This window comes from Desnuesiella massiliensis (assembly GCF_001403615.1).
Classification (GTDB): domain Bacteria; phylum Bacillota; class Clostridia; order Clostridiales; family Clostridiaceae; genus Desnuesiella; species Desnuesiella massiliensis.
On the sequence record NZ_LN879450.1, the window covers coordinates 1 to 24,344 of the forward strand.

Consider the following 24,344-nt stretch of genomic DNA (forward strand, 5'->3'; position numbering starts at 1 on the left):
TTCTTATCATATAGGTTATCCCTATATGTTCGACTCCTTAGAAAGGAGGTGATCCAGCCGCAGGTTCTCCTACGGCTACCTTGTTACGACTTCACCCCAATCGCTGACCCTACCTTAGGCCGCTGCCTCCTTACGGTTAGCTCACGGACTTTGGGTATTGCCAACTCTCATGGTGTGACGGGCGGTGTGTACAAGGCCCGGGAACGTATTCACCGCGACATGCTGATTCGCGATTACTAGCAACTCCGGCTTCATGTAGGCGAGTTTCAGCCTACAATCCGAACTGGGACCAGTTTTTGAGTTTTGCTCCACCTTGCGGTCTCGCTTCTCTCTGTACTGGCCATTGTAGCACGTGTGTAGCCCTAGACATAAGGGGCATGATGATTTGACGTCATCCCCACCTTCCTCCCGGTTAACCCGGGCAGTCTCGCTAGAGTGCTCAACTTAATGGTAGCAACTAACAATAAGGGTTGCGCTCGTTGCGGGACTTAACCCAACATCTCACGACACGAGCTGACGACAACCATGCACCACCTGTCTTCCTGTCCCGAAGGACTTCCCCCATTACGGGTAATTCAGGAGATGTCAAGTCTAGGTAAGGTTCTTCGCGTTGCTTCGAATTAAACCACATGCTCCGCTGCTTGTGCGGGCCCCCGTCAATTCCTTTGAGTTTTAATCTTGCGACCGTACTCCCCAGGCGGGGTACTTATTGTGTTAACGGCGGCACGGAAGGGGTCGATACCTCCCACACCTAGTACCCATCGTTTACGGCGTGGACTACCAGGGTATCTAATCCTGTTTGCTCCCCACGCTTTCATGCCTCAGCGTCAGTTACGGTCCAGAGAGTCGCCTTCGCCACTGGTGTTCTTCCTAATCTCTACGCATTTCACCGCTACACTAGGAATTCCACTCTCCTCTCCCGCACTCTAGACTTCCAGTTTGGAATGCAGCACCCAAGTTGAGCCCGGGTATTTCACATCCCACTTAAAAATCCGCCTACGCATCCTTTACGCCCAGTAAATCCGGACAACGCTTGCCACCTACGTATTACCGCGGCTGCTGGCACGTAGTTAGCCGTGGCTTCCTCCTCAGGTACCGTCATTATCGTCCCTGAAGACAGAGCTTTACAACCCGAAGGCCTTCATCACTCACGCGGCGTTGCTGCATCAGGCTTTCGCCCATTGTGCAATATTCCCCACTGCTGCCTCCCGTAGGAGTCTGGACCGTGTCTCAGTTCCAATGTGGCCGATCACCCTCTCAGGTCGGCTACGCATCGTCGCCTTGGTGAGCCTTTACCTCACCAACTAGCTAATGCGCCGCGGGCCCATCTCATAGCGGATTACTCCTTTGATTGCTCTACCATGCGATAAAGCAATATTATGCGGTATTAATCCTCCTTTCGGAGGGCTATCCCCCACTATGAGGTAGGTTGCCCACGTGTTACTCACCCGTCCGCCGCTAGAGACCGAAGTCTCTCGCTCGACTTGCATGTGTTAGGCACGCCGCCAGCGTTCGTCCTGAGCCAGGATCAAACTCTCAATTTAAAATTTAAGTTTGATTGCTCATTCTTACTTTGTCTTATGATTTCTCATAAAGAATTGCTGGTTTCATGTTTATTTTCCTCTGTTTAATTTTCAAAGACCATGTCGCTTCATCTGAGCGACTTCTATATCTTATCATCTAAGTTTCTGCTTGTCAACAAATTTTTTTAGATTTTTTTAATCTTTTTTAACTTGTTGTTTTCTCAGTGTACTTAAATGATTCGTTTCAGTGTCGCTTGCTTCAGGCGACTTCTATATATTATCACAGGAGCTTAACCCCATATGATAAGTATAATCTATATGATTGAAAATGTATATTGTTTTCTATTAATTTCTTTAAATTTCGCTATGTTTCTTATATGGACACACTAGGAGGTGTTAGACGATATTATTAGAATTTTATCAATTATTAGAGTTATTATAATATAGTTAATGGTTCTTAGCTATTAACTTACATACGCCTCATAGAGTCTGAAAGGTTGGTATTGGGGAACACGTATAAATTAGAATTACACATAAACTCACTATTATATAGAAACAAAATAATAAAGCTATTACTTATTTTTTATATACTTATATGCTTAAAATTTACTTATATATTTATTAGTATTCTACACATATCGTTTTTTATACTTAAGTATTAATAACTGTTTTGTGGGGTTTTTCATTATTACTATGATTTTGTTCATAGTAATGCTTATCATAGGACGTCCCCCTATTTATTGCTATTTAAAAATTACTTCAGAATATGTCGTGGTTTTATATTAAATCTTGAATTGTTATCTTTGACTTAATATGTATGATTTACTGTATCACTAAGATATAGATACTATACAGAAATTTTAGATAATTTAACCAATATTCCTTATGTGTGTTGAACAAGCTATTTAAATATGATATACTTCCTAATATATTTTTATTTAATGAGGAGGAATTTATTAATGGACACGGACCCTAGCAGTATACTTATGCAAATTCTTTTAATCTTAGTTCTAATTCTAATGAATGCTTTCTTCGCAGCTTCGGAGATAGCTATCGTATCTTTAAACAAGTCGAAAATTTCACTTCTTGCTGAAAATGGTGACAAGAAAGCAAAAATATTATTAAAATTAATAGAGGAGCCAAGTAGATTTTTAGCTACTATACAAGTAGGTATAACTCTTGGAGGTTTTTTTGCTAGTGCATCTGCAGCAACTAATCTTTCACAGCCTTTAGCTGCTTTACTTTCAAAATTTAACATACCAGGTAGTGGAGAGATAGCACTTATTGCAGTAACAATAATTTTATCTTACATTACTCTTGTATTAGGTGAGCTTTATCCGAAAAGATTAGCACTACAAAACGCTGAAGGTATAGCTAAATTTGCTGTAAAACCTATATTGTTAATATCTAAGGTCGCAGCGCCCTTCGTAAAGATATTAACTTTATCAACAAACTTATTAGTAAGAATTTCAGGAATTAATAGTGATAATCTTGATGAGAAGGTATCAAAAGAAGAGATACGAATGATGATTAATGCCGGAGAAGAAAATGGTGTATTTAATGAAATAGAAAAGGAAATGATAAACGGTATTTTTGAATTTGATAATACATTAGCAAAGGAAATTATGACTCCCAGAGTTAATGTTTTCATGCTTGATATAAAGACTGATCCAAGTGCAATATTAGTGAGGGTTTTAGAAGAACAGTACTCTAGAGTCCCTATATACGAATATGACATTGATAATATAATTGGTGTTTTGTATATGAAGGACTTATTTATTGAATCAAATAGGGGAGAACTTACTAAAGATACTATAAGAAATATTCTAAGACCTGCTCATTTTGTACCTGAGACAAAAAATATAGATGAACTTTTTAGAGAACTTCAACGTACCAAAAATCACATGGCCCTATTAATTGATGAATATGGAGCATTTAATGGTGTTGTTACTATTGAGGATCTTATTGAAGAAGTAATGGGAAATATCTTTGATGAATACGATGAAAATAATGATAACATAATCAAGCTTGATGATACTAATTATTTAGTGGATGGCTTTACAGATATAGATGATATAAACGAAGCTTTAAATCTAAATCTTCCATCAGAGATATTTGATACAATAGGTGGATTTTTGATAGATCTTTTAGGCTATATACCTAAGTCTAATGAAAAAAGCATCATAGAATATAATAATTTGAATTTTACTGTTGAAAAAGTAGAAAAGAAAAGAATCAGTAAGATTAAAATTTCTATAAATTAGTCATATGTAAGGAGTATATTGCCTAATATACTCCTTATATTTATTTATATTGTCTATCAGATCCATAAACCTATGTTTATAGTAGAATTTTTTGGCTTTTACGTAGCTCACAAAGCTCAGCGCCTTAACAGAATAGCTTAACCTCTATTTTTCTACTACAATACACATAGTCTTAGATTTCATATCATAAGAATTACCTGTTACATCCGAAAACACTTGTATATTTTTAAAACCTACTTTTTTTAGTTCCTCTGCTATCGTATCCTTTGTGTAATAATGATCCCATATCCTATAGGCATTTATCTTTCCTTCTTTATCAATTATTACATATTGATTTAACCTTATATTTTCTTCATAAATATAATGAGCTTCTATACATATATGGGCATCTGGGGCCCAGAATCCACCCCCTTCGTTCAAATACCATGTATTATTTTCAGTTTTTCCTTCATAATTTTTTGGAGTAAATACGTCAAAGATAAACTTTCCTCCGCTTTTCAAAGCCTCATATATCTTCTTTAATAACATTTCTCGTTGTACATGGGATAAAACTCCAAAATCACAATAAATTAAAGTAATTAAATCAAATTCATCTCTATATCCTATATCAAGATAGTCCTGATAGATATACTCAATATTATAACCTTTTTCTTCAGCTTTCTGTTTAGCATATTCTATGGATCTTTGGGAAAAATCTATTGCTGTCAACAAATATCCTTTTTCAGCTAATCTTTCTGCATAAAGCCCTGGCCCACAGCCTAAATCTAAAAGCTTTTTATAGTCTTTACAAGGCGCTAGTTCACTAATCCATCCTACAGAACTATCAATAAAAGAATGCCTTCTACTTGCTGCTTCCAAGGCTGGATCTAGATGAGCCTTTAGCATTCCCTTAGATATATGATCATCATCCCAAAATTTCGCAGTACTTTCCTCATACAGCTTTGGTCTCTTTAGATATTGAAATATTTTATCTAACATTTTTATACACACTCCTATTATTACTTTTTACTAACATCAATGTTTTTACAATAAAGCACTATTATTCATATGGCTTTCGTGACTCCCTCTCCCCTTAATAATTATTTGTAACAATATGAATTAATTAAAACAAAAAGAGCCGTGATTTTACTCTACGGCTCTTAAAAATAAGATGGAATACTATTTGCCGAGAGTGCAGAAATAAAATCATAATTGATATAATAGGCACACTAAAAAAGCTGTTAAATAAACAGTTTTCTACCTATTCAATTAATGATTTTATCCTACCTCTCCATGCTGCACTCATGTTAGTTGACTGCTTAACATCAAGCGTACCGGATAGCATTCCACCTTTCTTAATCATATTGTTACATCTAAATTTTACCATAACAAAGTTATGATGTCGATATCCTATAGATATGCCTACTAAATTAATTAGGATAGTTCACCGCAACTTGTGTTTTGTTTAAACTACTTTTTATCTTTAATATTCTTTAACCAGTTATAGCTATCTTTGATTTCTTTATCATCTTTATAAATATTCATTACTTTTTGTAATTCAATAGCGAATTCAATAAATGCTTGACCAATTGATGTTATACAATTTCCATCTATAACAACATCCTCATCCACTATAACCACTTTTTCATATACGTGCTTGTTGTTTTCATCTACTCTAAATCCTTGACTATCACCATTAGCCTTTTTATAATCAAGCAATCCGTAATATGCCATAAGCTCGGCTCCCCCACAAATACCAGCAATAAATTTATTCTTTTCATTTAATCTAGAAATAAACTCCTTCAGTTCTGTTTTTTCATAAAGCTGCTCTGGATTTCCTCCAGGAATAATAAAAAGATCAATGTCCTCTGGATTTAATTCATGTATTGTTTTGTCCGGCAAATATTTTTGTTTTTCTTCACTTACATAAACACGATTTTCTAAAGCAGCTGAGAAAATATTATCCCTAAACCCATTAACAGCAAATACAACTTCAAATTCACAAAAACCATCATAATAAAAAACGCATATGTTCATTTAATAACCCTCTTTCTTTTACTTATAGTGTGTTAAGTATTTTTTTAATCTCTTCAATAATAAACTTTGAATCCTCTTTTTCTAATAATCTAAAATATAGGCTTCTCAAAAATCCTTTTATATTGACCTTTAAATGAAAATTATCTATATAGCTATTCCTTGGATTTTCAATTCTAAATTCTTGTAACCACCCCACTATTTCTGAACTGCTAAGTAGTTTTCTGTTAAAAACGTTCTCTACTACCGTAACCATTCTTTCACTCTCTTCATCTATATAAACATAATATTCTATAGATACCTTAGCTTTTATAGAATCCAAAATATCTATCAAGTCAGTTTTATTAAAACAAATACATTGAACTAATTCATCTAAAGCATCTGCAGTATGAGCTGCTGAATGGGCCCAGCCTTTTACTTCAACATATCCTCTCACATCCCGTTCATTAAGCATATATTCTATAAGTTTGTCCTTTACTTCATACAATACCTCTTCTGATAAAAAATCTTCTTTTCTGTGCTCATTTATAATAAGAGCAACTACTAACACTGAGAAGGCTCTTTTAAAAACTGCATCCTCTTCTTTATCATATAATTTATAAAAAAGATGTGATCCGTCTAAGCTAATATTTAGCAGAACTTTAAGCTCTTCGGAAGTAAATCTGCTCTTTGAAATCCAATTAAATAAAATTCCGTATATTAGCTCATCTCGAAGTTCAGAATCTAGTGATCCTATATTCTCTAGCATTTCTAACCCTAGGGTAAAATAATTCTCACCCTCTTCAAGTAAATAGTTATTGTTTTTAATCCTTTTTAATTTCTCTTTCAACATATTTTCTTCGTGGGTCATACCATCCCTCCTAATCCTTTTAACCCTTTATTTTTCTATTATAAAACACAATGACTGACACCTATATGTCAGTCATTGTATTTGCTATATATTTTATTTATATATATGATCATTTCTTTTCTTAATCTTTCAGGACCTAAAACTTCACATTCATCCCCAAAGCTTAAAATGAATTTTTTTAAGCCTTCATCATCAGGGAATGAATCTTCTACTATATATGTTCCATCATCTAAACACTTTATCTTATCTTTTGAAAAATACTCGCTCAATTGCTCTCCTATTTTGCTAGAGAACTTTAATGTAACTAGAATGCCATTTTTTTCATAGCTTTCACTAAATATTTTTCCTATTTTTTCTTTGGATATAGTATTTTTTATAAAGCCCTCTCCTAATTTCATATTTCTTACTCTAACAAGCTTGAACTTTCTATAATCTTTTCTTATTCTACAAAAGGCAATAATATACCACTGTCCTTCACTAAATTCTATTTGAATTGGTTCCACTATTCTCTTTGAATATTCCATTTTTCTGTTTATATATTCAAATTCTAATGTCCTATTATCTTCAATTGCTTTATTTATCAAGAATAAATACTCCCTGAGCTCTCGTTCCATACTAAAGTGAGACATGTCTATACTAAGCTTTTCATATTCTTGCTTCTCATTATTACGTAAAGCTTCGAACTTGAGTATTATGTCATTAAATTTCGGGTTGTTTCCAAATAGAAACTTTAAATTATCCATTACAGCAATCAAAGGCTCAATTTCTTTTTTATTAAAGAATAGATTATTCAGATTATAGTTTTCCATAATATAATAGCCACCACCTTTTCCACCAGTGGCAGCTATAGGAACCCCTGCCTCACTTATTTTTTCTATATCGCGATATATGGTTCTCAAGGATACCTCAAAATGTTCCGCAAGCTCTTTTCCAGTGACTAAACCCTTTTGGGAAATTATTATTAAAATCGATAATAATCTATCTGCTCTCATAATATAAATAGGTTTTTAAACCCTTCCTACCTCATCATCAAATTTATTTTTATATTAATTTTACCACACTTCATCTCTACATTTTTCTAATCTCAAAGAGATTTTATATATAAATTCTTAGATAATTCCTTAAGCCTATGCTCATCTAATATATATATTATTTTATCCTCACATTTTACAATAGATGCTGTTTCAAGCTCTTTAAAAGTCCTATTTAAATGCCTATAGGTTGTTCCTAAAAATTGAGCAATCTCTTTAAAGGAGGAATTTAAGATTATATAGTTTTTATCCGTCATATGCTCAACTAAGTAACTAGATAATCTGTTTATAAGAGGATATACAAAGTTGTAGGAGCTGTTATTAATGGTAGCATAAAGTTTTTCGCTTAGAGACTCTACTAAATGATGCAGAAATTTTACATTATCTAAATACTTTTTTCTAAGTATATCTGAAGATATTGCTATTAAATAAGTGTCTTCTATGGCATCAATATTGCAGAGTACAGGAATGTTTTTTAAAAGTTCTAAGTCCCCTATAGTATTAAATTCTTTATAAAACTTTAGAAGCATTGACTTACCGTTTTCAAAGAGATAAGAAACTTTAATCTTTCCATCTACAAGCAAATAATAATACTCAAGCTTTGTTTCTGCTTCTAATATATATTCATCTTTTTCGTAGAAATGAAGCTGTGCATGTTTTAATATATCCTTGTCAAGTATGTTTTCTATATTATGTTTATCAATATAGTGGGTTAAAAGATTATGATCTGAAATTCTTCTCATAAATTCTCCTTCATATGACATATGTCATGTCCTAATTTATATAAAATATTATAATTTACTTATAAACCATTGTAAATCATTAGGAGGAATGCATATGTATAAAAACTTAGCTCTTATAAATGGCGCTATACTGGCCATAATGGTTTTTTTAAATGGCATGCAATCAAGTATAATAGGGCCTTATATGAGCACTTTAATATTTCATGTAATAGGTTTTATCTTAATTATAATTATATCCATAATAAAGAAGAATAGGCTCTCAAATTTAAAAGAAATACCCTTTATGTTTTTCCTTCCAGGCATACTAAGCGTTATAACTATACTTTTAAACAATATCTCTATACCTCAAATAGGCTTGACCCTTGCCATAGGAGTGACTTTGTTTGGCCAGCTTGTAATGTCTAGCTTAGTAGAGCATTTTGGATTATTTGGAATGCCTATTAATAGTTTTAAGAAGGAAAAGATATTAGGTTTTTCTATAATTTCGCTTGGAATAATAGTGATGATTACTATGTAAGGAGGGATCAAAATGATATATATATTCTTATCCTTTTTAACAGGGGTATCAATAGTTATAAACATGATGTTAAATGGAAAGCTGGCTCAAAGAGAGGGCATGACAAATGGAGTTATTATTAATTATTTAATGGCTACCCTATCTTCTATGATGCTATGTGCCATTATGGTAAAGTCTATGCCATCTTATTCGGCTATAAGATCTGTTCCCCTCCCCTATTTTTTAGGGGGTTTCATAGGAGTTTTAACAACCTATATGTTTAACATCATAGTTCCTAGAGTACCTGCAGTATATGTAGTTATACTTCGCTTTATAGGTCAAATGCTTGCAAGTGCAGTTATAGATTATATGTATTTAGGTATTTTTTCTAAAGGAAAGATATTAGGAGGTATGTTATTTCTTATAGGACTTATAATTAATGCAAAAATCGATAATAAATATACTGAAGAAAAGCTTAAGTTAAGTAAGAATGTTTAAATACTAATAGACTTTTATATAAAAAAATTTGTATGTTATAATTATAAAAACTAATCACTTAAGGGGGATTAAGATGAAATACGAAATTATATTATTTGATGCCGATGAAACTTTATTTGATTTCAAAAAATCCGAAAAACATGCTCTTAAAAGTGCTATGCTTGAATTTAATATAGAATATGATGAAAACCATCACTTGGAAGTATATAAGGATATAAATACGGTTATATGGAAAGAACTTGAGGATGGGCTTATTACTCAGGATAAGTTAAAGGTTGAAAGATTTAAAAGATTCTTCCATAAATTAAATATACAATTTGATGAGGTAAAATTTGCAAAATCCTATATGAGGCATTTGTCCCAATCATCTTTCTTATATGATGACAGTACACCCCTTATAGAAAGCCTTTATAAAACTCATAGACTTTCTATAATCACTAATGGCCTTACGGATGTTCAGAATACTAAAATAAGAAAATCTACTATAGCAAAATACTTTGAAGATGTAGTGATATCTGAGGAAGTTAAGGTGTCAAAGCCAGATGCTAGAATATTTGAACTAGCTTTAAGCAATCTAAAGTATACTGATAAGAGCAAGGTGCTAATGGTAGGGGATAGTTTATCTTCTGATATACAAGGTGGAATAAATTTTGGTATAGATACCTGCTGGTTCAACCCTAATAAGATTGTAAATAAAACTTCAGTAAAGCCTACCTATGAGATTTCTAGTTTGATGGAGCTTGAGGATATATGTAAGTTGAAATAAAAATCTTATGTTTCTAGATACAAATGACAACCTCCATAAATTGTATTTTATAAGTAAAATTAAATTTCTGTAATACTTAAAGTGACTTACCCCCCTTTCATATGATTATACCAAATTAATATAAGGATAAAATATATTAATTTGGTATAACACAATTAATATGCATATAATTACATTTAAGTATATATAAGTACATTTCTTAATTATTTATACATAAAAGTAATATTATTGAAACTTATTGTTATATAATGTATGATTAATTTAAAGCTTGTAAAGGAAGGGGTTATAAATGGGACTTATAATTTTAAACATAGTAATTTTAAGTATTTATTTGGCTATACCAACATGGGTTGGTGCTATTTACTCAGTTATGTTAAAGCATAAGTTTAAAGTTAAAACTATATATATTATGCTAGGAACACTTTTCTTAGAGTTATTGGTAGTTGGCTATTTATATTTTAATCCTATAATCACTTATTCTCCTGAAATATCTCAAAGTGAAATTGAGCAAGTAATGAAGTATATTAAAGAAACTGATTTACAAGTAGATGATATATTAGGCTTTGGCCAGAATCAGTTGCCTATCTTTGTTTATAGCTATCATTTTGAATATAATCTCTATAAAGAAGATTACCCCACAAATCCCATAATACTTCATGTAAGTGGGTTACCTATTGGATATGAAAGATATCATCCTGAAATTAAGCCTAGCTTAGACTAAATAGGTTAATCTAATTTTATTACCTTATGACGGGGCATGCCTTTAGGAATATATATATCTACTTCTTTATCGCTTAGCCAAGTTAAGGAAAAATCGTTAAGTTTGAATGCTTTATAGTCATTATCTATATCTATAGAAGAATCTTCAATTTTTTTCTTAAATATTAAATATTTTTTTTCGTAAAAATCAACCGTAGTAAGAAAAAACCTAGATCGTTCTACTGCAACTAAGGTATTGCTACTATCAGGAGATTTAAAATAATATTCTTTTGGTTCAAGATGAACTAATAGAAGAATTATATTCACTATTATCAATCCTATTAGTGGGTAAACAATTACTTCACTGTTTTTAAATAAAAATATTGCTAAAAATAGGACAATAAAATTTAGTATCTCTGAAGTTATAGTACCTAATATATACAGCTGAAAAAAGTTATGTAGTATAGAAATAAGTATTCTACAAAAAAGAAGTACTATAAAACAAATAATACATAGCCTTTTAACAAACTTTTCTGTAACTTCATTCATAATTATATATAATCCTCCATTAATTAAAATATTCATGACATTAAATATACGTTATATAAATTTAAAAATATACCCCTCGCATTTATATTTTGGGGTAAAATATCTTATTAATAGTTGAGAATAAATTAATAAAAAATATAGCCTGGCATATTATAAATACCAGGCTCATGTTGCTTACAGACCCTAGCTTATTTTAATACGCTAGGGTTTGTAACGAATTATTTCTTCTTTTTTAGTTTTTCTTCTGTTAGTTTTACATTCTCTTCAACCCTAAATTTAACTATATCCTTTACTAATCCATAAGGTAAGGGCCTTTCTATTGGGAATTGTACTGACCCCTTGGCTCCTTTATACTCTGATAACCGATCCTTAAATGCCTCAATTCCACTAGGAGCTGGATAAAAGCCTATATGATTCTTATGAGCCGCAAAATGTACTAGATTTCCATGCAACGTAAAGGTAGGCATCTGATAGCTTATCTTCTCCTGCGCCTCTGGCGCCGCCTCTTTTATGACTGCTCTTAACCTTTGGAGTATATCTTGAATGTCAGGAGGGAATTGACTAATATATTCATCAATGGAATTAAAGGTTGTTTTGTTTCCTTCCATAATTTCTCCTTTCATATGTGTTTTTACAATATAATTAATATGGCTATATTAATGATTGTAATTTCTCGAATATCTCTGTATGCTTTTTCTTTAGATTAACTATCTTAAAATCATTATCAACGAAAGCGTGTAATGTGCTGCCCTTAGCAATTTCTTTCTGATCTTTTTCTCTAATTACTGAATAATTAAATTCTGCTTTAACTGGAGTTAACTCTTTAATCCAAGTTTTTATTAGCAGTTCATCCTCATATTTTGCCCCTTGTATATATTTGCAGCTGCTTTCAACCAAGGGAAACATTATACCACTTTGCTCCATATCTGAATAACTCATACCGCTTTTCTTAATAAACTGAGTTCTTGCCTCTTCAAAATAAACATAATAGTTAGAATGATGCACTATGCCCATCTTGTCAGTTTCTACATATCTAACAATTATTTTTGTTTCATTTATATACAAGTTTTACACATCCTTTCTACATCCATAGCATCATACATCTATTATATCATTTTGTATTATAGACTGCTTAGGATGTACGAAAGTACTTCAAAGGAAATCAATGCCCTGTTATTATAAATATCTATTAAACCATTAGGATGGTTTGCAAAGACACCATGCTGAAGTATGGCTGCTCCAAAATCCCTTTCAATGGCACCATTATATGTTGCTAATACACAATATTCAGCTGCATTACCACATAATACAACAAAATCAATATTTTTTTCTTTTAATATTTTCTCTAAATCCGTTTTCCAAAAGCTATTACTATATACCTTTAAAACTTCTGTATCACTATCCTGAACAATTAAGTCTCCTACATTTTGAAAGCTCTCATCATTACCACCTTCAATATCCCTAACAATTATTACAGGTTTGCCCGATTTTCTAAATAATTTTGCTGTCTCATTAATATATTCAAAGGTATTATGATATTCCTGCCCTCCCTTTCTATGGCCTATAAAAGCTTCTTGCACATCAATTATTAATAATGCAATATTCACTATACATTACCTCCTACCTCAATAATTTAATATTTTCTTTAATATTCTCTTGTTTTCATTGAATTTCAATTTGTATCATAAAACAAACTTAGTAAGTATTTGGAGTTATATTGAATATATAACGTTATTTTACTGGAGTTAGGTAGACAGCCCTATTAGAATTTTACTTTTTACCAATAATTTGAAGGTATTCACCGAAAAAGCTCTAATGCTGACCCTACCATATCTCCCTGAGTACACAACATTTGTGCCTCTATCATTCCTTCGTTCTGCATTTTAGAGCAGGTGCTAGCGTTAATCCTTGTATACTGGGTCATTTATGCCCTTATGGGGGTGTGAACGTGTTTAACCTTACTCTTTTTAACCGAACAATTTTTTATTGCTATATAACTTTAAATATCTTATTAAGCTGCTTGTTTATAACTATTTACTCCGTGAACTTTATCATGTGAGTACATTATCTTTTTAGTACACAAAGTATACATAACTTTGATAAGTCTAACACTTAAAGCTACTATTGCTTGTTTCCCTGTAAGTTTATTATCTTGTCTTTTTGTGAGATGTTCATAAATCTCCTTAAATGCTTGATTTTTCGCAACCATAACTATAGCTGCTTGATACAAAATATTTCTTAAATTAGATCTACCTCTTTTACTAATCTTAGTTTTTCCTTTTTTCATGCCAGAACTAGTTTCTTTCAGATTTAGTCCCGCAACTTTTTGAATTTGCTTATAGTTATCATACTTAGATATATCTCCTACCTCGGCTAAGAAAGTTGCAGCAGTCACTATTCCAACGCCTTGTATACTTAACAGAAAGTCAATATAACCAGTTTTATCTAAGTATTGCTTCATCATTTCTTCAACTGCATCTATTTCTTTTTGCAGCCAATCTAACTTCCTTAAAATTAACTCTAATCTATATTTTGCACCTTCTAACCCTACGGGTACACCTATTGACTTTTTAGCCGCCTCATATACCAATATAGACTTTTTTAAACCCACACGATTTTTAGTAGCATCTTTTAAAATCTGTGTAAGCCTTTCAATTCCAATATCTAAAATATCTTTCGGAAAAGGACAATTTTTTAAAATTGCTATTAAAGATTTACTTAATATATCTGAAAATAATCTTGTGAGTTCTGGAAAATATTCATCTAATAGCGCTATTAGTCTTACTTTTTCAGCAATTAGTTGCCTTCTTAATTCTTGTCTATTATTACTACACAATCTTAAATAAACATATACTTCTTCTTCAAACATGCATGTAAGATATTGCCCTTGATAGATTAGTTTTGATATTATTTTGGCATCCTTTTTGTCATTCTTAGTAGGACTATTATCTTCTAATTCCTTTGTTTTATTAACATGATAAGGATTAACTAAACATATATTTATGCCTTTATTTTTCAAATAGTAGGCGATATTTTTCCAATAATGGCCTGTCGGCTCCATGCCTACAAGAGTATGAATTGTTCCATATTTATTCGTTAATTCTTTTATTGTTTCTAATAGACAATCAAAAGATTCTTTGGTATTCTTTATTATGAATGGTTTTTTTATATATTCACCATTCACTACAAATTGACCATAGTGGTTTTCTTTTGCGATATCTATCCCTAGAATTAACGTATTGGGAACCATTATTATGTTATTCATTTAAGTTTACCTCCTGATATAAATTGTTTGTTGTCTTTTGCAAGTTGACACAATATATTTATATCAGGTTTTTTTATTCATCTCAAAGTCTAAAACACTTTATTACAGGAATACTTGTATAAATTAGTTGTTATTTGTTAATCATCCCATCTATAAGAACTCTGTACTTTAACTGATTAGCTTTCCATTTTCTGAACTGCTCCTATCACTAGCACAAATAACAAATCGGAGTTTTCATACAAAGCCTCTTTTTACTAATTCTAACAATAAGACATTCATTAGTAAATAAAAACCCATAGAAAGGATAAATAATTTATCACAAAGTAGAATTGATTTTGCCAGATGCTCTTTAAGAACCATATTCTATTCTATATAAGTAATTCCTTTGTGATATTTTGTGCATATAAAAAAAGCCAATTAATGTTTCCTCATTGATTGGCTTCGTTGTTGTAATATATACTCAAATTCTTTTTTATTATATAATTAACATATTTGTATATAATTTATATTTAATCTTTTAAGTTTTGTGGTGTTAAGTTCTCTTCCTTCTTATTTTATCTGATTCACTTTATCTTCTTCACACACTGATAAGCTGCTGCAAGAGCACCAGGTACACCACCGATCTGCATAGCCCAACTGGAGCCGATATAAAGATTTTTTACTGGTGTTTCTATATTCACACTCATGCTATTTTTATAGAACTTCTTCTTAGGATTCCAACTCCATGAAGAACTCGCTCCATCAGTATTATGTGTGAATCTTTCATAAGTCAGTGGAGTTGCGGCATCTTTATATTCTATGCATTCCTTCAAGCCGGGAATTAGCCTGGCTGCACTGTCTATCATTGCATCCATTGCCTTTTCCTTCAATTGTCTATATACTTCCTTATCCCCACCACCCCAATTGTTCATCCAATGGCTAGGCACTATGGTCTGAATCATCAATGACGATTTTCCTTTAGGAGCAAGTTTAGTGTTTATCATTGATGGTGAATACAGTGAAACAGATGTCTTGTTGAAAAACTCTCCGTCTTCGGAATTGTAAATGTCATAACCTGGCTTACGATCTAAAGCGAATACATGATAAACCTTCATATGCCTTCCAAGTTCCTCATTGGACATATTCAATCCTAGGTATACTGTGAAGAAACCCTCCGAAACTGCAGCAGTGTCGATATTATTCTGGAACGCCTGTGAAACAAGGTTCTTGTCGTCTAAAAGCTTCAGGATGGTTTTCTTATAATCCCCTGCAGAAATAACATAATCTGCGTTATATATGGTATTTTTGCATGAGACTCCAACTGCGGTACAATTTTTTGTGATTATCTTGTCAACATAAGAGCTCAGCTTTAAATCACCGCCAAGTTTCTTGAAGTTTTCTGCGAGAATGTTAGCCCATGATTGCATACCGCCTTTCACAGTCCAAAGGTCGGTCAACATAGTCGACAAACCTGTGCCGAATATGGCCGGCATATCCGGATAGCCTAATCCGCTGAACTGCTTGAACAACTTTGAGTCTTTTTCAAAATATCTTGCAGCAAACTCCGAGGACGTCATGTTGCCATACAACTTTGCTAGCTTTATTTGCCTTGGAGCGCTCATGATGTAGGGAATCATTGATTTTAACATTTTAAGCCCACTGTAAAGAAATGGGATGGGTTCATTCACGTTCTCCATCATATTAGCTATTTTGTCAAAATCTGAAAAAGCCGTATCCAGTTTTTCTTTATCGGATGGGAAAGCAGCGTAAATCATTCTTTTATAATCATTGTAATTCTCAGGAGTTCCGTCGAAATCCTCTGAAACGAATCGTATTCTCTGCTTTACGAAGTCAATCTTTTCAAATATTCCTATGTCCTTCATTGCCTTAAATACCGATGCTGAAGCTTCAAAGGAAAGAGTGCCGCTCTCAAAATAATAACCCTTTCTGTAAAATCCGGCGGTATAGCCGCCAGGCATGGTGTGAGCTTCAAATATGGTTACTTTATGTCCCTTCTTTGCAAGAAGATTTCCGGCAATAAGTCCACCGATTCCCGAACCGATTATTATGACATTTTTCATTTGAAAATCCCTTCTCAAAATTATTTCACTAGATTTTATATGCCTCCCTAACTCTTTTTATTCTTCATTAACATTTTTAACCACGATTTTAGCTACTGGCAATACTCTTTTCTCTAACCTACTCAATGTGAGTCCCTATTTCTTCCTTATGTGAATTATAAAAGACAAACATTTTTCCACTTACCTTTTTAAAATAAATTTTTGATTCGGATAATTAAACTCTTCTACCAAGTCACCTTCAACAAAACCAAATTTATTATATAACTGTCTTGGAGCTATTCCTTTTATATCTCCTTCCCGAAAAGTTGTAACTGAAATATCCCCTTCCTTTGAAAATAGTTCAAGCATTTTTGCAATCAATGCAGTAATCATCTTTTTAAATAGAGTTAAATAAAAAGAAGCACTCTCTCCTTCTGAAAAGCGTGCTCCCTTTTGCTCTAGTAATTAAACTTTTTATCTTCTTTGAAATAATTCAATTATCTCTTCTAAATGGTCATACATTGCATGATATGCTAAATTCTTATCTTTCTTCTCTATGGAATCCATTACTTTATTATGGTGTTCAATCATATCTTTTAATGAAGTTCTATATTTAAACCCAAAAAATTGATTAGAAAATATAGTTTTAGGAATTAATTCGTAATACTGAATAAATAACTCACAATGTGATGCTTTAATAATCTCTTTGTGAAAATTTAAATCTGCCTCATTACATTCTTCAATTAAACCACTAGATACCTTCTCTAACTCTTCTATGGATTTTAAATATGCATCTTTTATTCTTTCTCTCTCTTCATCTGTAGCATTAATTGCAGCTAGCTTAGCAGCTTCACTCTCAATTAACTGTCTAGTTTTTAAAGACTCTACATAAAAATCTTGAATATCGCTTCTACTAAAGGGTTCACTCTCATCAAATAAATCTAATTTTTGAAATCCCTTAACTATTGGACTTGAATACGGAATAACTTCAATTACTCCTTCTTCACACAATTTTTCTATGGCTTTACGAACTGGAATACGGCTTATATTAAATCTTTCTGCTATTTTTCTCTCACTAGGTAATTTACTATTAATCTTAAATTCTCCACTTAGGATATTTTCTTTAATATACTCTATAACTTGTTCAGTTGCATTTAAATTTGACATGGCATATAAAACTCCTAATAATATATTCTTTTACTAATATCTTAGCTTAAAACATATTATTATTTCAACTATTCCATATAATAACGAGTTTTTACTGCTTCACTAATGGAACCATTATAATAGATTTTAGATAATACTGCACCAACTAAAGCAATAAAAGCTAATATAAAATATCCACTTTTAATGGACATGAAACCTGCAATCTTTCCTACTACCATTGGAAAAATTGACATACCTATTGCATATACTGCCTGAAATAATCCCATTGCAGTTGATCTTTGATGTTGTGGGACTTCCACCATTGCCTCGCTAGTTAAATATGATAAAAGAATCCCTGTAGACATACCAGGTAAAAGTTGTAATGAGAAAATTATAAAGATGTTATCCACATTTGGAACTAATATACAATATAAACATATTAATGAGAACACTATTGGAATCCATACCTTAGGCCCTTTTTTAACACAGAACTTAGAAGAAGCGAATCTAGCTGAAACTACTGCAGATACCATATAAAATATAGATGCTAGTCCAACCACTAAAGGAGCTGCTCCTAGCTCTTGAAGTATTTGAGTAGTAAATGACATTGTTGTAGACATTTGAATTCCTTGCTGAATTAATGCTAATAAAGAAAAGAAGATTAGTCTCTTATTTTTACAAATTGATATACATTCTCTAAAAGAAGTTTTCTTGTCAACTTGCTTATGATCTTTAACCCAAAAGGATAGTATTGATCCAACTATTGCTGCTATTACGCTTGTAGCACATAAAAATTTCATTCCTAGATTATTATAAAATAATGTACTTACTATAAATCCAAATAGCATTCCCACGTTATTCACTAATATTATTTTACTAGTAGCCTTTTGTTGATCTTCCTTAGAAAAATACCCAGTATAGTGAACCATATAAGAAATCCACATGGATGATGCAATCCCTGATAAAACATTTGCAATAAGAAACCCTATCTCCGCTGGCATAATAACACGTATGCATGAGGCTATCCCTGCAAAAATTACCCCTAAAAATATAAAACACTTATGCTTGCCTATAGAATCAGCAAAAATTCCTGCTGGTAATCTTAATAAACATTGTGATATTCCATATGCCCCTATAATTGTACCTATCATGTTACTTGAAACACCATTCATTACTAAATATAGATTTTGAAAAGGTATGTACACATACTGTGCAAACCAAAATAGTACAACGATTGTAAGTAACAAATTCTTCTGATTAAGTGTCTTTTTCATATTATCTCTCTCCTATGTGGTATATTTACATTGCAAATAATATACCATTTTTAATTTTAATGCAAGTTTTTTTCTATTTTTAGTTTGACAATCGAAAATGTTTATGATAACATGAGACCATAAAAACGAAATATTAACAGTAGACGTGTTACTGGTAAAGCAGGCAAGATCGAATCAATTTTTTAGATTATTTTTTAATAATCTAATATTTGATTTGGTCTTTTTTTGTTGAATGGCCATGAGACAAAAGCTAAAAAGTTTTCATTAACATAGGAGGATTTTGTTATGGATTATAAAAAAATAGCCCAAGACATTTTAGCAAACTTAGGAGGCAAAGATAATGTACAAGAATTATCTCACTGCATGACAAGACTTAGATTTAAGTTACACAACTCATCTAAGACAAATTCAGATAAAATATCTTCAATTGAAGGAGTTATAACAGTTGTTCAAAGTATGGGACAATTTCAAATTGTAATTGGAAACAAGGTTACAAAGGTTTATGATGAAATGATTAAACTTGTGCCTGAATCAGGAGTTTCAAATGTAGACTCAGACACTAAGGAAAAACAAAGCCTTGGCAATGCCATTTTAAGTGCTGTTTCTGGAATCTTTACTCCTACTATTCCTGCAATTGCTGGTTCTGGTATGATTAAAGGTATATTATCGGTTTTAGCTATGTTCTATTTAAATAAATACGGTATTAATATAAAAGAATCTCAAACTTATATCATCTTAAATTCATTAGCTGATGCTGTATTCTTCTTTATGCCTATTATCTTAGGCTACACAGCTGCTAAAGTATTTAAGACAAGTGAAATAATATCAATGATTATTGGTGCTACATTATGTTATCCTGCTTTTACAACACTCATGACAGGTAAAGCGGCTGTTTATTTCCTTGGATTACCTGTAACAAAAGCAACATATACTTCTTCAGTAATTCCAATAATTATTGCTATATGGGTGCTTTCTTATGTTGAAAAATTCCTACAAAAATATATACCTGAAGTGCTTAAGATTATAATGGTTCCAACATGTGCATTAATTATAATGTTACCAGCTACAATATTACTATTTGGACCTATCGGAATATACTTAGGAAATGCTATTAACTTTGCTTATAAATATATCTATCAATTAAGCCCAGTGTTATGTGGTGCCTTCCTTGGCGGATTATGGTGTGTACTAGTTATCTTTGGTGCTCACAGAGCTTTATTACCAATTGGTATTAATGATGTTGCTACAACTGGAAGACAAAACCTTTTAGCTTTTGCAGGTGCTGCGAACTTCTCTCAAGCTGGATCTGCTTTAGGAGTATTCTTTAAAACTAAGAATAAGCAATTAAAAACTATTGCTATGTCTTCTTCTATTACTGCTTTATTCGGAATTACAGAACCAGCTATCTATGGTGTTAACCTTAGACTTAAAAAACCAATGATATTAGCTGTAATATGTGGTGCTATCGGTGGCGGAATTATGGGACTTGGGGGAGCTTATGGTAATGCTTTTGCCAACCAAGGTATTTTAACAATTCCTGTATACGCTGAAGCTGGTACTATGGGATTCTTAAGCTACTTAGGTGGATGTGCTATAGCCTTCTTTGGTTCTGCAATACTAACTTACATTTTAGGTTTTGAAGATATAAAAGAAGACAATGAACAAATTTCAAATAGCACAAAGCTTGAAACTTTAACTAAATCAGAAGACCTAGATATTACGTCACCACTTGAAGGGACAACTATCCCATTAACTGAAGTAAAAGATGATGTATTTTCATCAAAAGTTATAGGTGAAGGTGTTGCAGTAATACCATCTACTGGAGTTATAACTGCACCTGCTGATTGCACTGTTGTATCATTATTCCCAACACTGCATGCTATAGGGTTAAAACTAAATAATGGCGCTGAGTTACTTATTCATATTGGTATTAACACTGTTGAATTAAATGGCGAACACTTTATTAAATTCGTAAATCAAGGGGATACTGTAAAAAAAGGAAGCAAGCTAATCTCATTTGATATAGAAGAAGTAAAAAAAGCAGGCTATGATATTACTACACCAATAGTAGTAAGTAATACAGGTGATTTTGCTAAGGTAACATCATACGAAAATGCAAAAGTTTCAACGGAAGACGTAATAATATCTTTAACAAAATAACTAGAACAAACCAAAATTTCATTATACTAAGGAGGATTATATATGAATACAATATTCCCCAAAAATTTCTTATGGGGTGCATCTTCATCTGCATTCCAAATTGAAGGTGCCTGGGATGAAGAAGGCAAAAAAATGACGGTTGCTGACTACAACTCATTTAAAAAATCCCACTTACAAGCCGACACAAAGGTAGCCTCAGACTTTTATCATAAATTTGAACAAGATATTGATTTAATGAAAGAACTAGGAATGAAAACTTATAGATTTTCTATTTCCTGGGCTAGAATTATTCCAGATGGTGATGGAGAAATTAACCCAAAAGGGATAGATTTTTATAATAAGGTTATAAATAAACTAGTGGAAAACGAAATAGAGCCTTTCGTAACTCTATATCACTTTGATTTACCATTTGCTTTAGTAGAAAAATATAATGGTTGGGAAAGCAGAGAAACTGTATTTGCCTATGAACGCTTTGCTAAAGTCTGCTTTAAGGAATTTGGAGATAGAGTTAAGTATTGGCAACCTCATAACGAACAAAACTTAATTGTTAGGGTAGAAGAAAGAATTAATATTTATAGTGAAACAGATCCATTAAAGATTGATAAAATGCGTGCACAAATGGATTACAACATGTGTTTAGCACATGCTTTAGCCGTCAATGCTTGTCATGAAATGATAGAAGGAAGTAAGATTGGCGCTGCTGTTTCATCATCTGTAACGTATCCTCTTACTTGCAAGCCTGAAGATATTTATGCTGCTCGTATGAATGATAACTTCAAAGTTTATTATATGCTAGATATGCACTACTACGGGGAATATCCAGGATACTACATTAAATATCTAAAAGAAAGAGATATAATGCCTCATATGGAAGATAACGATAAGGAAATACTAAAGAAGGCAAAAATGGACTTTATCGCAATTAACTACTATAGAACAAATTGTGCTGAAGCTTTACCAATAGATGCTGAACATCCTTTTGGCTTAAGAGAAGGAACTGTAGACTTTAGTATGTATGGACTATTTAAAATGTCTATGAATCCTAAGTTAAAAGCAACAGAATACGGTGCTGCAATAGATCCTTCTGGATTACGTGTTGCATTAAATGAATATTGGCAAAGATATCACTTACCTATTATAATTACAGAAAATGGATTAGGAACTGCTGATGTCATAGAAGATGGAAAAGTTCATGATGAATACCGTATTAATTATCTAAGAGAACATATAAATGCTTGTGCTTTAGCAGTTGAAGACGGTGTTGAAATGCTTGGATACTGTCCATGGTCATTTATGGATCTATTAAGCTCTGCTCAAGGATTTAAAAAGCGTTACGGTCTTGTTTATGTAGACAGAACTGATGATGATACATTAAGTATGAAGAGAATTAAGAAAGATAGCTTCTACTGGTATCAAAATGTTATAAAAACTAATGGTGAAACGGAATAAGGTATCGTAAAAAAATAAATAGTCAAAGATGGGTCGTATATTTTGCGTAAGACAATTTACTTACATTAACTTATATGAAAATTCAACTAAGGCTCAGAGGTAGTTTTCTCCTGCTGAACCTTAATTGAATTTATTTACAATATATAAATATAATAATTATATTGGAGTGTTAAATATGCATATTACAAAGGTATTGAATAACTCTTTAGTTCTTGCACAAGATAATTCTGGCAATGAAATAATCTTAATGGGTAAAGGAATAGGTCATAACCATTCTGTAGGGTATGAGTTGAAAAAGGAGGAAATTGAAAAGATATTTGTCCTTCATGATGAAGGTATCAAGAAAAATATTTTGCAACTTGCTTCCGAAATTGATGAGGTATATTTTAATATTGCTCAGCTTATTATCGATTATGCAATAACAAAATATAATCTTAAACTAATGAATCATATATATTTAGCCCTTACGGACCATATAGCCTTTGCTGTAAAACGTTTTAAATCTAATATTATAATAGAAAACCACTATTTATCTGAGATTAAAGAATTTAATCCAAATGAATACGACATAGGATCATATGCTCTTAAAGTAATTGAAGAAAACCTAGATTTAAGACTTCCTGAAGATGAGATTGGAAATATAGCAGGACACTTTATTAATGCACAACAAGATAACCCTTATAGTGATAAAAATAAAAAAGTTGCAAAGATAGTTAATGATATACTGCAGATTGTACACTACCATTTTGCAATAATATATAATAAAGAATCTTTCTCTTATACACGTTTTGTAATGCATTTAAAAGCTTTTGCTCAAAGATTTATATCTAATAAGCCTAATAAAGAGCAAGTTGACTTTATTTATGAACAAGTCCGTGCTAATTGTAGATCTGAATATGAATGTGTTAAGAAAATAAAAACATATGTAAATAATGAATATTCTAAGGAACTACCAAAACAAGAGGAATTATATTTAATGATACATATCCATAAGATACTTGGAGAATTAAATGAAGTTAATTAAGTGCTGTTGCAAAATGAAATTTTGCAACAGCACTTTTATATGATGTAAAATAACTTAAGCTTACTCTATTACAGCCGGAATAATACATTCACATATCAGTGTCCACCTATCACGAGGATTCATGATGAATTCTGAGGCAATTGCTATAACTAAATTTTTTTCTGGAATGCAACAAATGATATTACCGTCATCGCCCATTGCCAAGTATGCAAAAACTCCGTCCTCTTCTCGTAACTACCATAGATAACCATATTTATTAGAGTTCATCGCTGTTGTTTCATCAATCCATGTCTCCGAAATAATCTGATTATTGTTCCAAATACCACGGTTTAGATATAGGAAGCCAAAGGATTTCATTCCATAACTCGGTATCTGCTTCATACCGATGGGATTAAATAAACGTTCGTTGGCAAACTCACGAGCACTTTTTCCTGTGCTGCGAGTAATGATGGTTGAAAGCAGGTGAGTCCCTGCATTTGTAGATACTTCGCATATATTCCAGAATTCTCCAATAGATAACAAGAGATCATCTCCATTCTTCATATTTTCATACTA

23 protein-coding genes and 1 rRNA gene are annotated in these 24,344 nt (G+C 32.0%); 8 read left to right on the forward strand and 16 right to left on the reverse strand.

All coding sequences use genetic code 11. The features are described 5' to 3' along the window. Positions 1–41 precede the first annotated feature (41 nt). A 16S ribosomal RNA gene (locus BN2665_RS00275) occupies positions 42–1,544 on the reverse strand. 938 nt (positions 1,545–2,482) lie between these two features. Here BN2665_RS00275 and BN2665_RS00280 point away from each other — a divergent pair. Then, a complete protein-coding gene (locus BN2665_RS00280; RefSeq protein ID WP_055665128.1) occupies positions 2,483–3,787 on the forward strand; it encodes a hemolysin family protein in 1,305 nt (434 codons plus the stop codon). 144 nt (positions 3,788–3,931) lie between these two features. Here BN2665_RS00280 and BN2665_RS00285 read toward each other — a convergent pair whose 3' ends face one another. From BN2665_RS00285 to BN2665_RS00305, 5 genes are all read right to left on the reverse strand, one after another. After that, entirely contained in the window at positions 3,932–4,765 is an 834-nt protein-coding gene (locus tag BN2665_RS00285) for a class I SAM-dependent methyltransferase (RefSeq protein ID WP_055665129.1), read from the reverse strand. A gap of 471 nt (positions 4,766–5,236) precedes the next feature. Beyond that, positions 5,237–5,803, reverse strand: a complete 567-nt coding sequence (locus tag BN2665_RS00290; protein WP_055665130.1) for a DJ-1/PfpI family protein — start codon at positions 5,801–5,803, stop codon at positions 5,237–5,239. 22 nt (positions 5,804–5,825) lie between these two features. Beyond that, positions 5,826–6,650: a DUF2785 domain-containing protein gene (locus BN2665_RS00295; RefSeq protein ID WP_055665131.1), complete on the reverse strand. Its 825-nt coding sequence runs from the start codon at positions 6,648–6,650 to the stop codon at positions 5,826–5,828. A gap of 68 nt (positions 6,651–6,718) precedes the next feature. Beyond that, positions 6,719–7,642, reverse strand: coding sequence for a helix-turn-helix transcriptional regulator (locus BN2665_RS00300; protein ID WP_055665132.1), 924 nt, complete (start codon positions 7,640–7,642; stop codon positions 6,719–6,721). A 92-nt stretch (positions 7,643–7,734) separates the two neighbouring features. After that, positions 7,735–8,424: a Crp/Fnr family transcriptional regulator gene (locus BN2665_RS00305; RefSeq protein WP_055665133.1), complete on the reverse strand. Its 690-nt coding sequence runs from the start codon at positions 8,422–8,424 to the stop codon at positions 7,735–7,737. Between the two features lie 94 nt (positions 8,425–8,518). Between BN2665_RS00305 and BN2665_RS00310 the strand changes: the two genes are divergently transcribed. From BN2665_RS00310 to BN2665_RS00325, 4 genes are all read left to right on the forward strand, one after another. After that, entirely contained in the window at positions 8,519–8,941 is a 423-nt protein-coding gene (locus BN2665_RS00310; protein ID WP_074042181.1) for a DMT family transporter, read from the forward strand. Positions 8,942–8,953: 12 nt separating this feature from the next. Continuing rightward, the gene (locus BN2665_RS00315) at positions 8,954–9,418 is read left to right on the forward strand and encodes a DMT family transporter (RefSeq protein WP_074042182.1); all 465 of its coding nucleotides are present in this window, start codon (positions 8,954–8,956) and stop codon (positions 9,416–9,418) included. A gap of 73 nt (positions 9,419–9,491) precedes the next feature. Beyond that, on the forward strand, positions 9,492–10,184 hold the full coding sequence (locus BN2665_RS00320; protein WP_055665135.1) for a YjjG family noncanonical pyrimidine nucleotidase: 693 nt from the start codon (positions 9,492–9,494) through the stop codon (positions 10,182–10,184). A gap of 289 nt (positions 10,185–10,473) precedes the next feature. Next, positions 10,474–10,905 carry a hypothetical protein gene (locus BN2665_RS00325; protein WP_055665136.1) on the forward strand — a complete coding sequence of 144 codons (432 nt, stop codon included), beginning with the start codon at positions 10,474–10,476 and terminating at the stop codon, positions 10,903–10,905. Positions 10,906–10,910: 5 nt separating this feature from the next. On the opposite strand, the gene BN2665_RS00330 is transcribed toward BN2665_RS00325, so the two are convergent. The 9 genes from BN2665_RS00330 to BN2665_RS00370 all read right to left on the reverse strand — a co-directional run bounded on the left by BN2665_RS00330 (position 10,911) and on the right by BN2665_RS00370 (position 19,156). After that, positions 10,911–11,432, reverse strand: coding sequence for a hypothetical protein (locus BN2665_RS00330; protein WP_055665137.1), 522 nt, complete (start codon positions 11,430–11,432; stop codon positions 10,911–10,913). A 218-nt stretch (positions 11,433–11,650) separates the two neighbouring features. Further along, positions 11,651–12,040, reverse strand: a complete 390-nt coding sequence (locus BN2665_RS00335; protein ID WP_055665138.1) for an iron chaperone — start codon at positions 12,038–12,040, stop codon at positions 11,651–11,653. Between the two features lie 43 nt (positions 12,041–12,083). Further along, a complete protein-coding gene (locus BN2665_RS00340) occupies positions 12,084–12,497 on the reverse strand; it encodes an acyl-CoA thioesterase (RefSeq protein WP_055665139.1) in 414 nt (137 codons plus the stop codon). A gap of 56 nt (positions 12,498–12,553) precedes the next feature. Further along, positions 12,554–13,039: a cysteine hydrolase family protein gene (locus BN2665_RS00345; RefSeq protein WP_055665140.1), complete on the reverse strand. Its 486-nt coding sequence runs from the start codon at positions 13,037–13,039 to the stop codon at positions 12,554–12,556. A 404-nt stretch (positions 13,040–13,443) separates the two neighbouring features. After that, a complete protein-coding gene (locus BN2665_RS00350; protein WP_055665141.1) occupies positions 13,444–14,697 on the reverse strand; it encodes an IS110 family RNA-guided transposase in 1,254 nt (417 codons plus the stop codon). Positions 14,698–15,260: 563 nt separating this feature from the next. Next, entirely contained in the window at positions 15,261–16,757 is a 1,497-nt protein-coding gene (locus BN2665_RS00355) for a phytoene desaturase family protein (RefSeq protein ID WP_055665142.1), read from the reverse strand. Positions 16,758–16,937: 180 nt separating this feature from the next. Next, positions 16,938–17,117, reverse strand: a complete 180-nt coding sequence (locus tag BN2665_RS00360; RefSeq protein WP_195892638.1) for a hypothetical protein — start codon at positions 17,115–17,117, stop codon at positions 16,938–16,940. 93 nt (positions 17,118–17,210) lie between these two features. After that, complete coding sequence (locus BN2665_RS00365; protein ID WP_055665143.1) at positions 17,211–17,903, reverse strand: FadR/GntR family transcriptional regulator; 693 nt, start codon at positions 17,901–17,903, stop codon at positions 17,211–17,213. Between the two features lie 68 nt (positions 17,904–17,971). Then, entirely contained in the window at positions 17,972–19,156 is a 1,185-nt protein-coding gene (locus BN2665_RS00370; protein ID WP_055665144.1) for an MFS transporter, read from the reverse strand. Between the two features lie 285 nt (positions 19,157–19,441). Between BN2665_RS00370 and BN2665_RS00375 the strand changes: the two genes are divergently transcribed. From BN2665_RS00375 to BN2665_RS00385, 3 genes are all read left to right on the forward strand, one after another. After that, complete coding sequence (locus BN2665_RS00375) at positions 19,442–21,316, forward strand: beta-glucoside-specific PTS transporter subunit IIABC (RefSeq protein ID WP_055665145.1); 1,875 nt, start codon at positions 19,442–19,444, stop codon at positions 21,314–21,316. A 42-nt stretch (positions 21,317–21,358) separates the two neighbouring features. Continuing rightward, entirely contained in the window at positions 21,359–22,765 is a 1,407-nt protein-coding gene (locus BN2665_RS00380) for a glycoside hydrolase family 1 protein (RefSeq protein ID WP_055665146.1), read from the forward strand. A 175-nt stretch (positions 22,766–22,940) separates the two neighbouring features. Next, positions 22,941–23,789: a PRD domain-containing protein gene (locus BN2665_RS00385; protein WP_055665147.1), complete on the forward strand. Its 849-nt coding sequence runs from the start codon at positions 22,941–22,943 to the stop codon at positions 23,787–23,789. A 234-nt stretch (positions 23,790–24,023) separates the two neighbouring features. Here BN2665_RS00385 and BN2665_RS00390 read toward each other — a convergent pair whose 3' ends face one another. Further along, on the reverse strand, positions 24,024–24,332 hold the full coding sequence (locus BN2665_RS00390) for a serine hydrolase domain-containing protein (protein WP_154674827.1): 309 nt from the start codon (positions 24,330–24,332) through the stop codon (positions 24,024–24,026). Positions 24,333–24,344 lie beyond the last annotated feature (12 nt).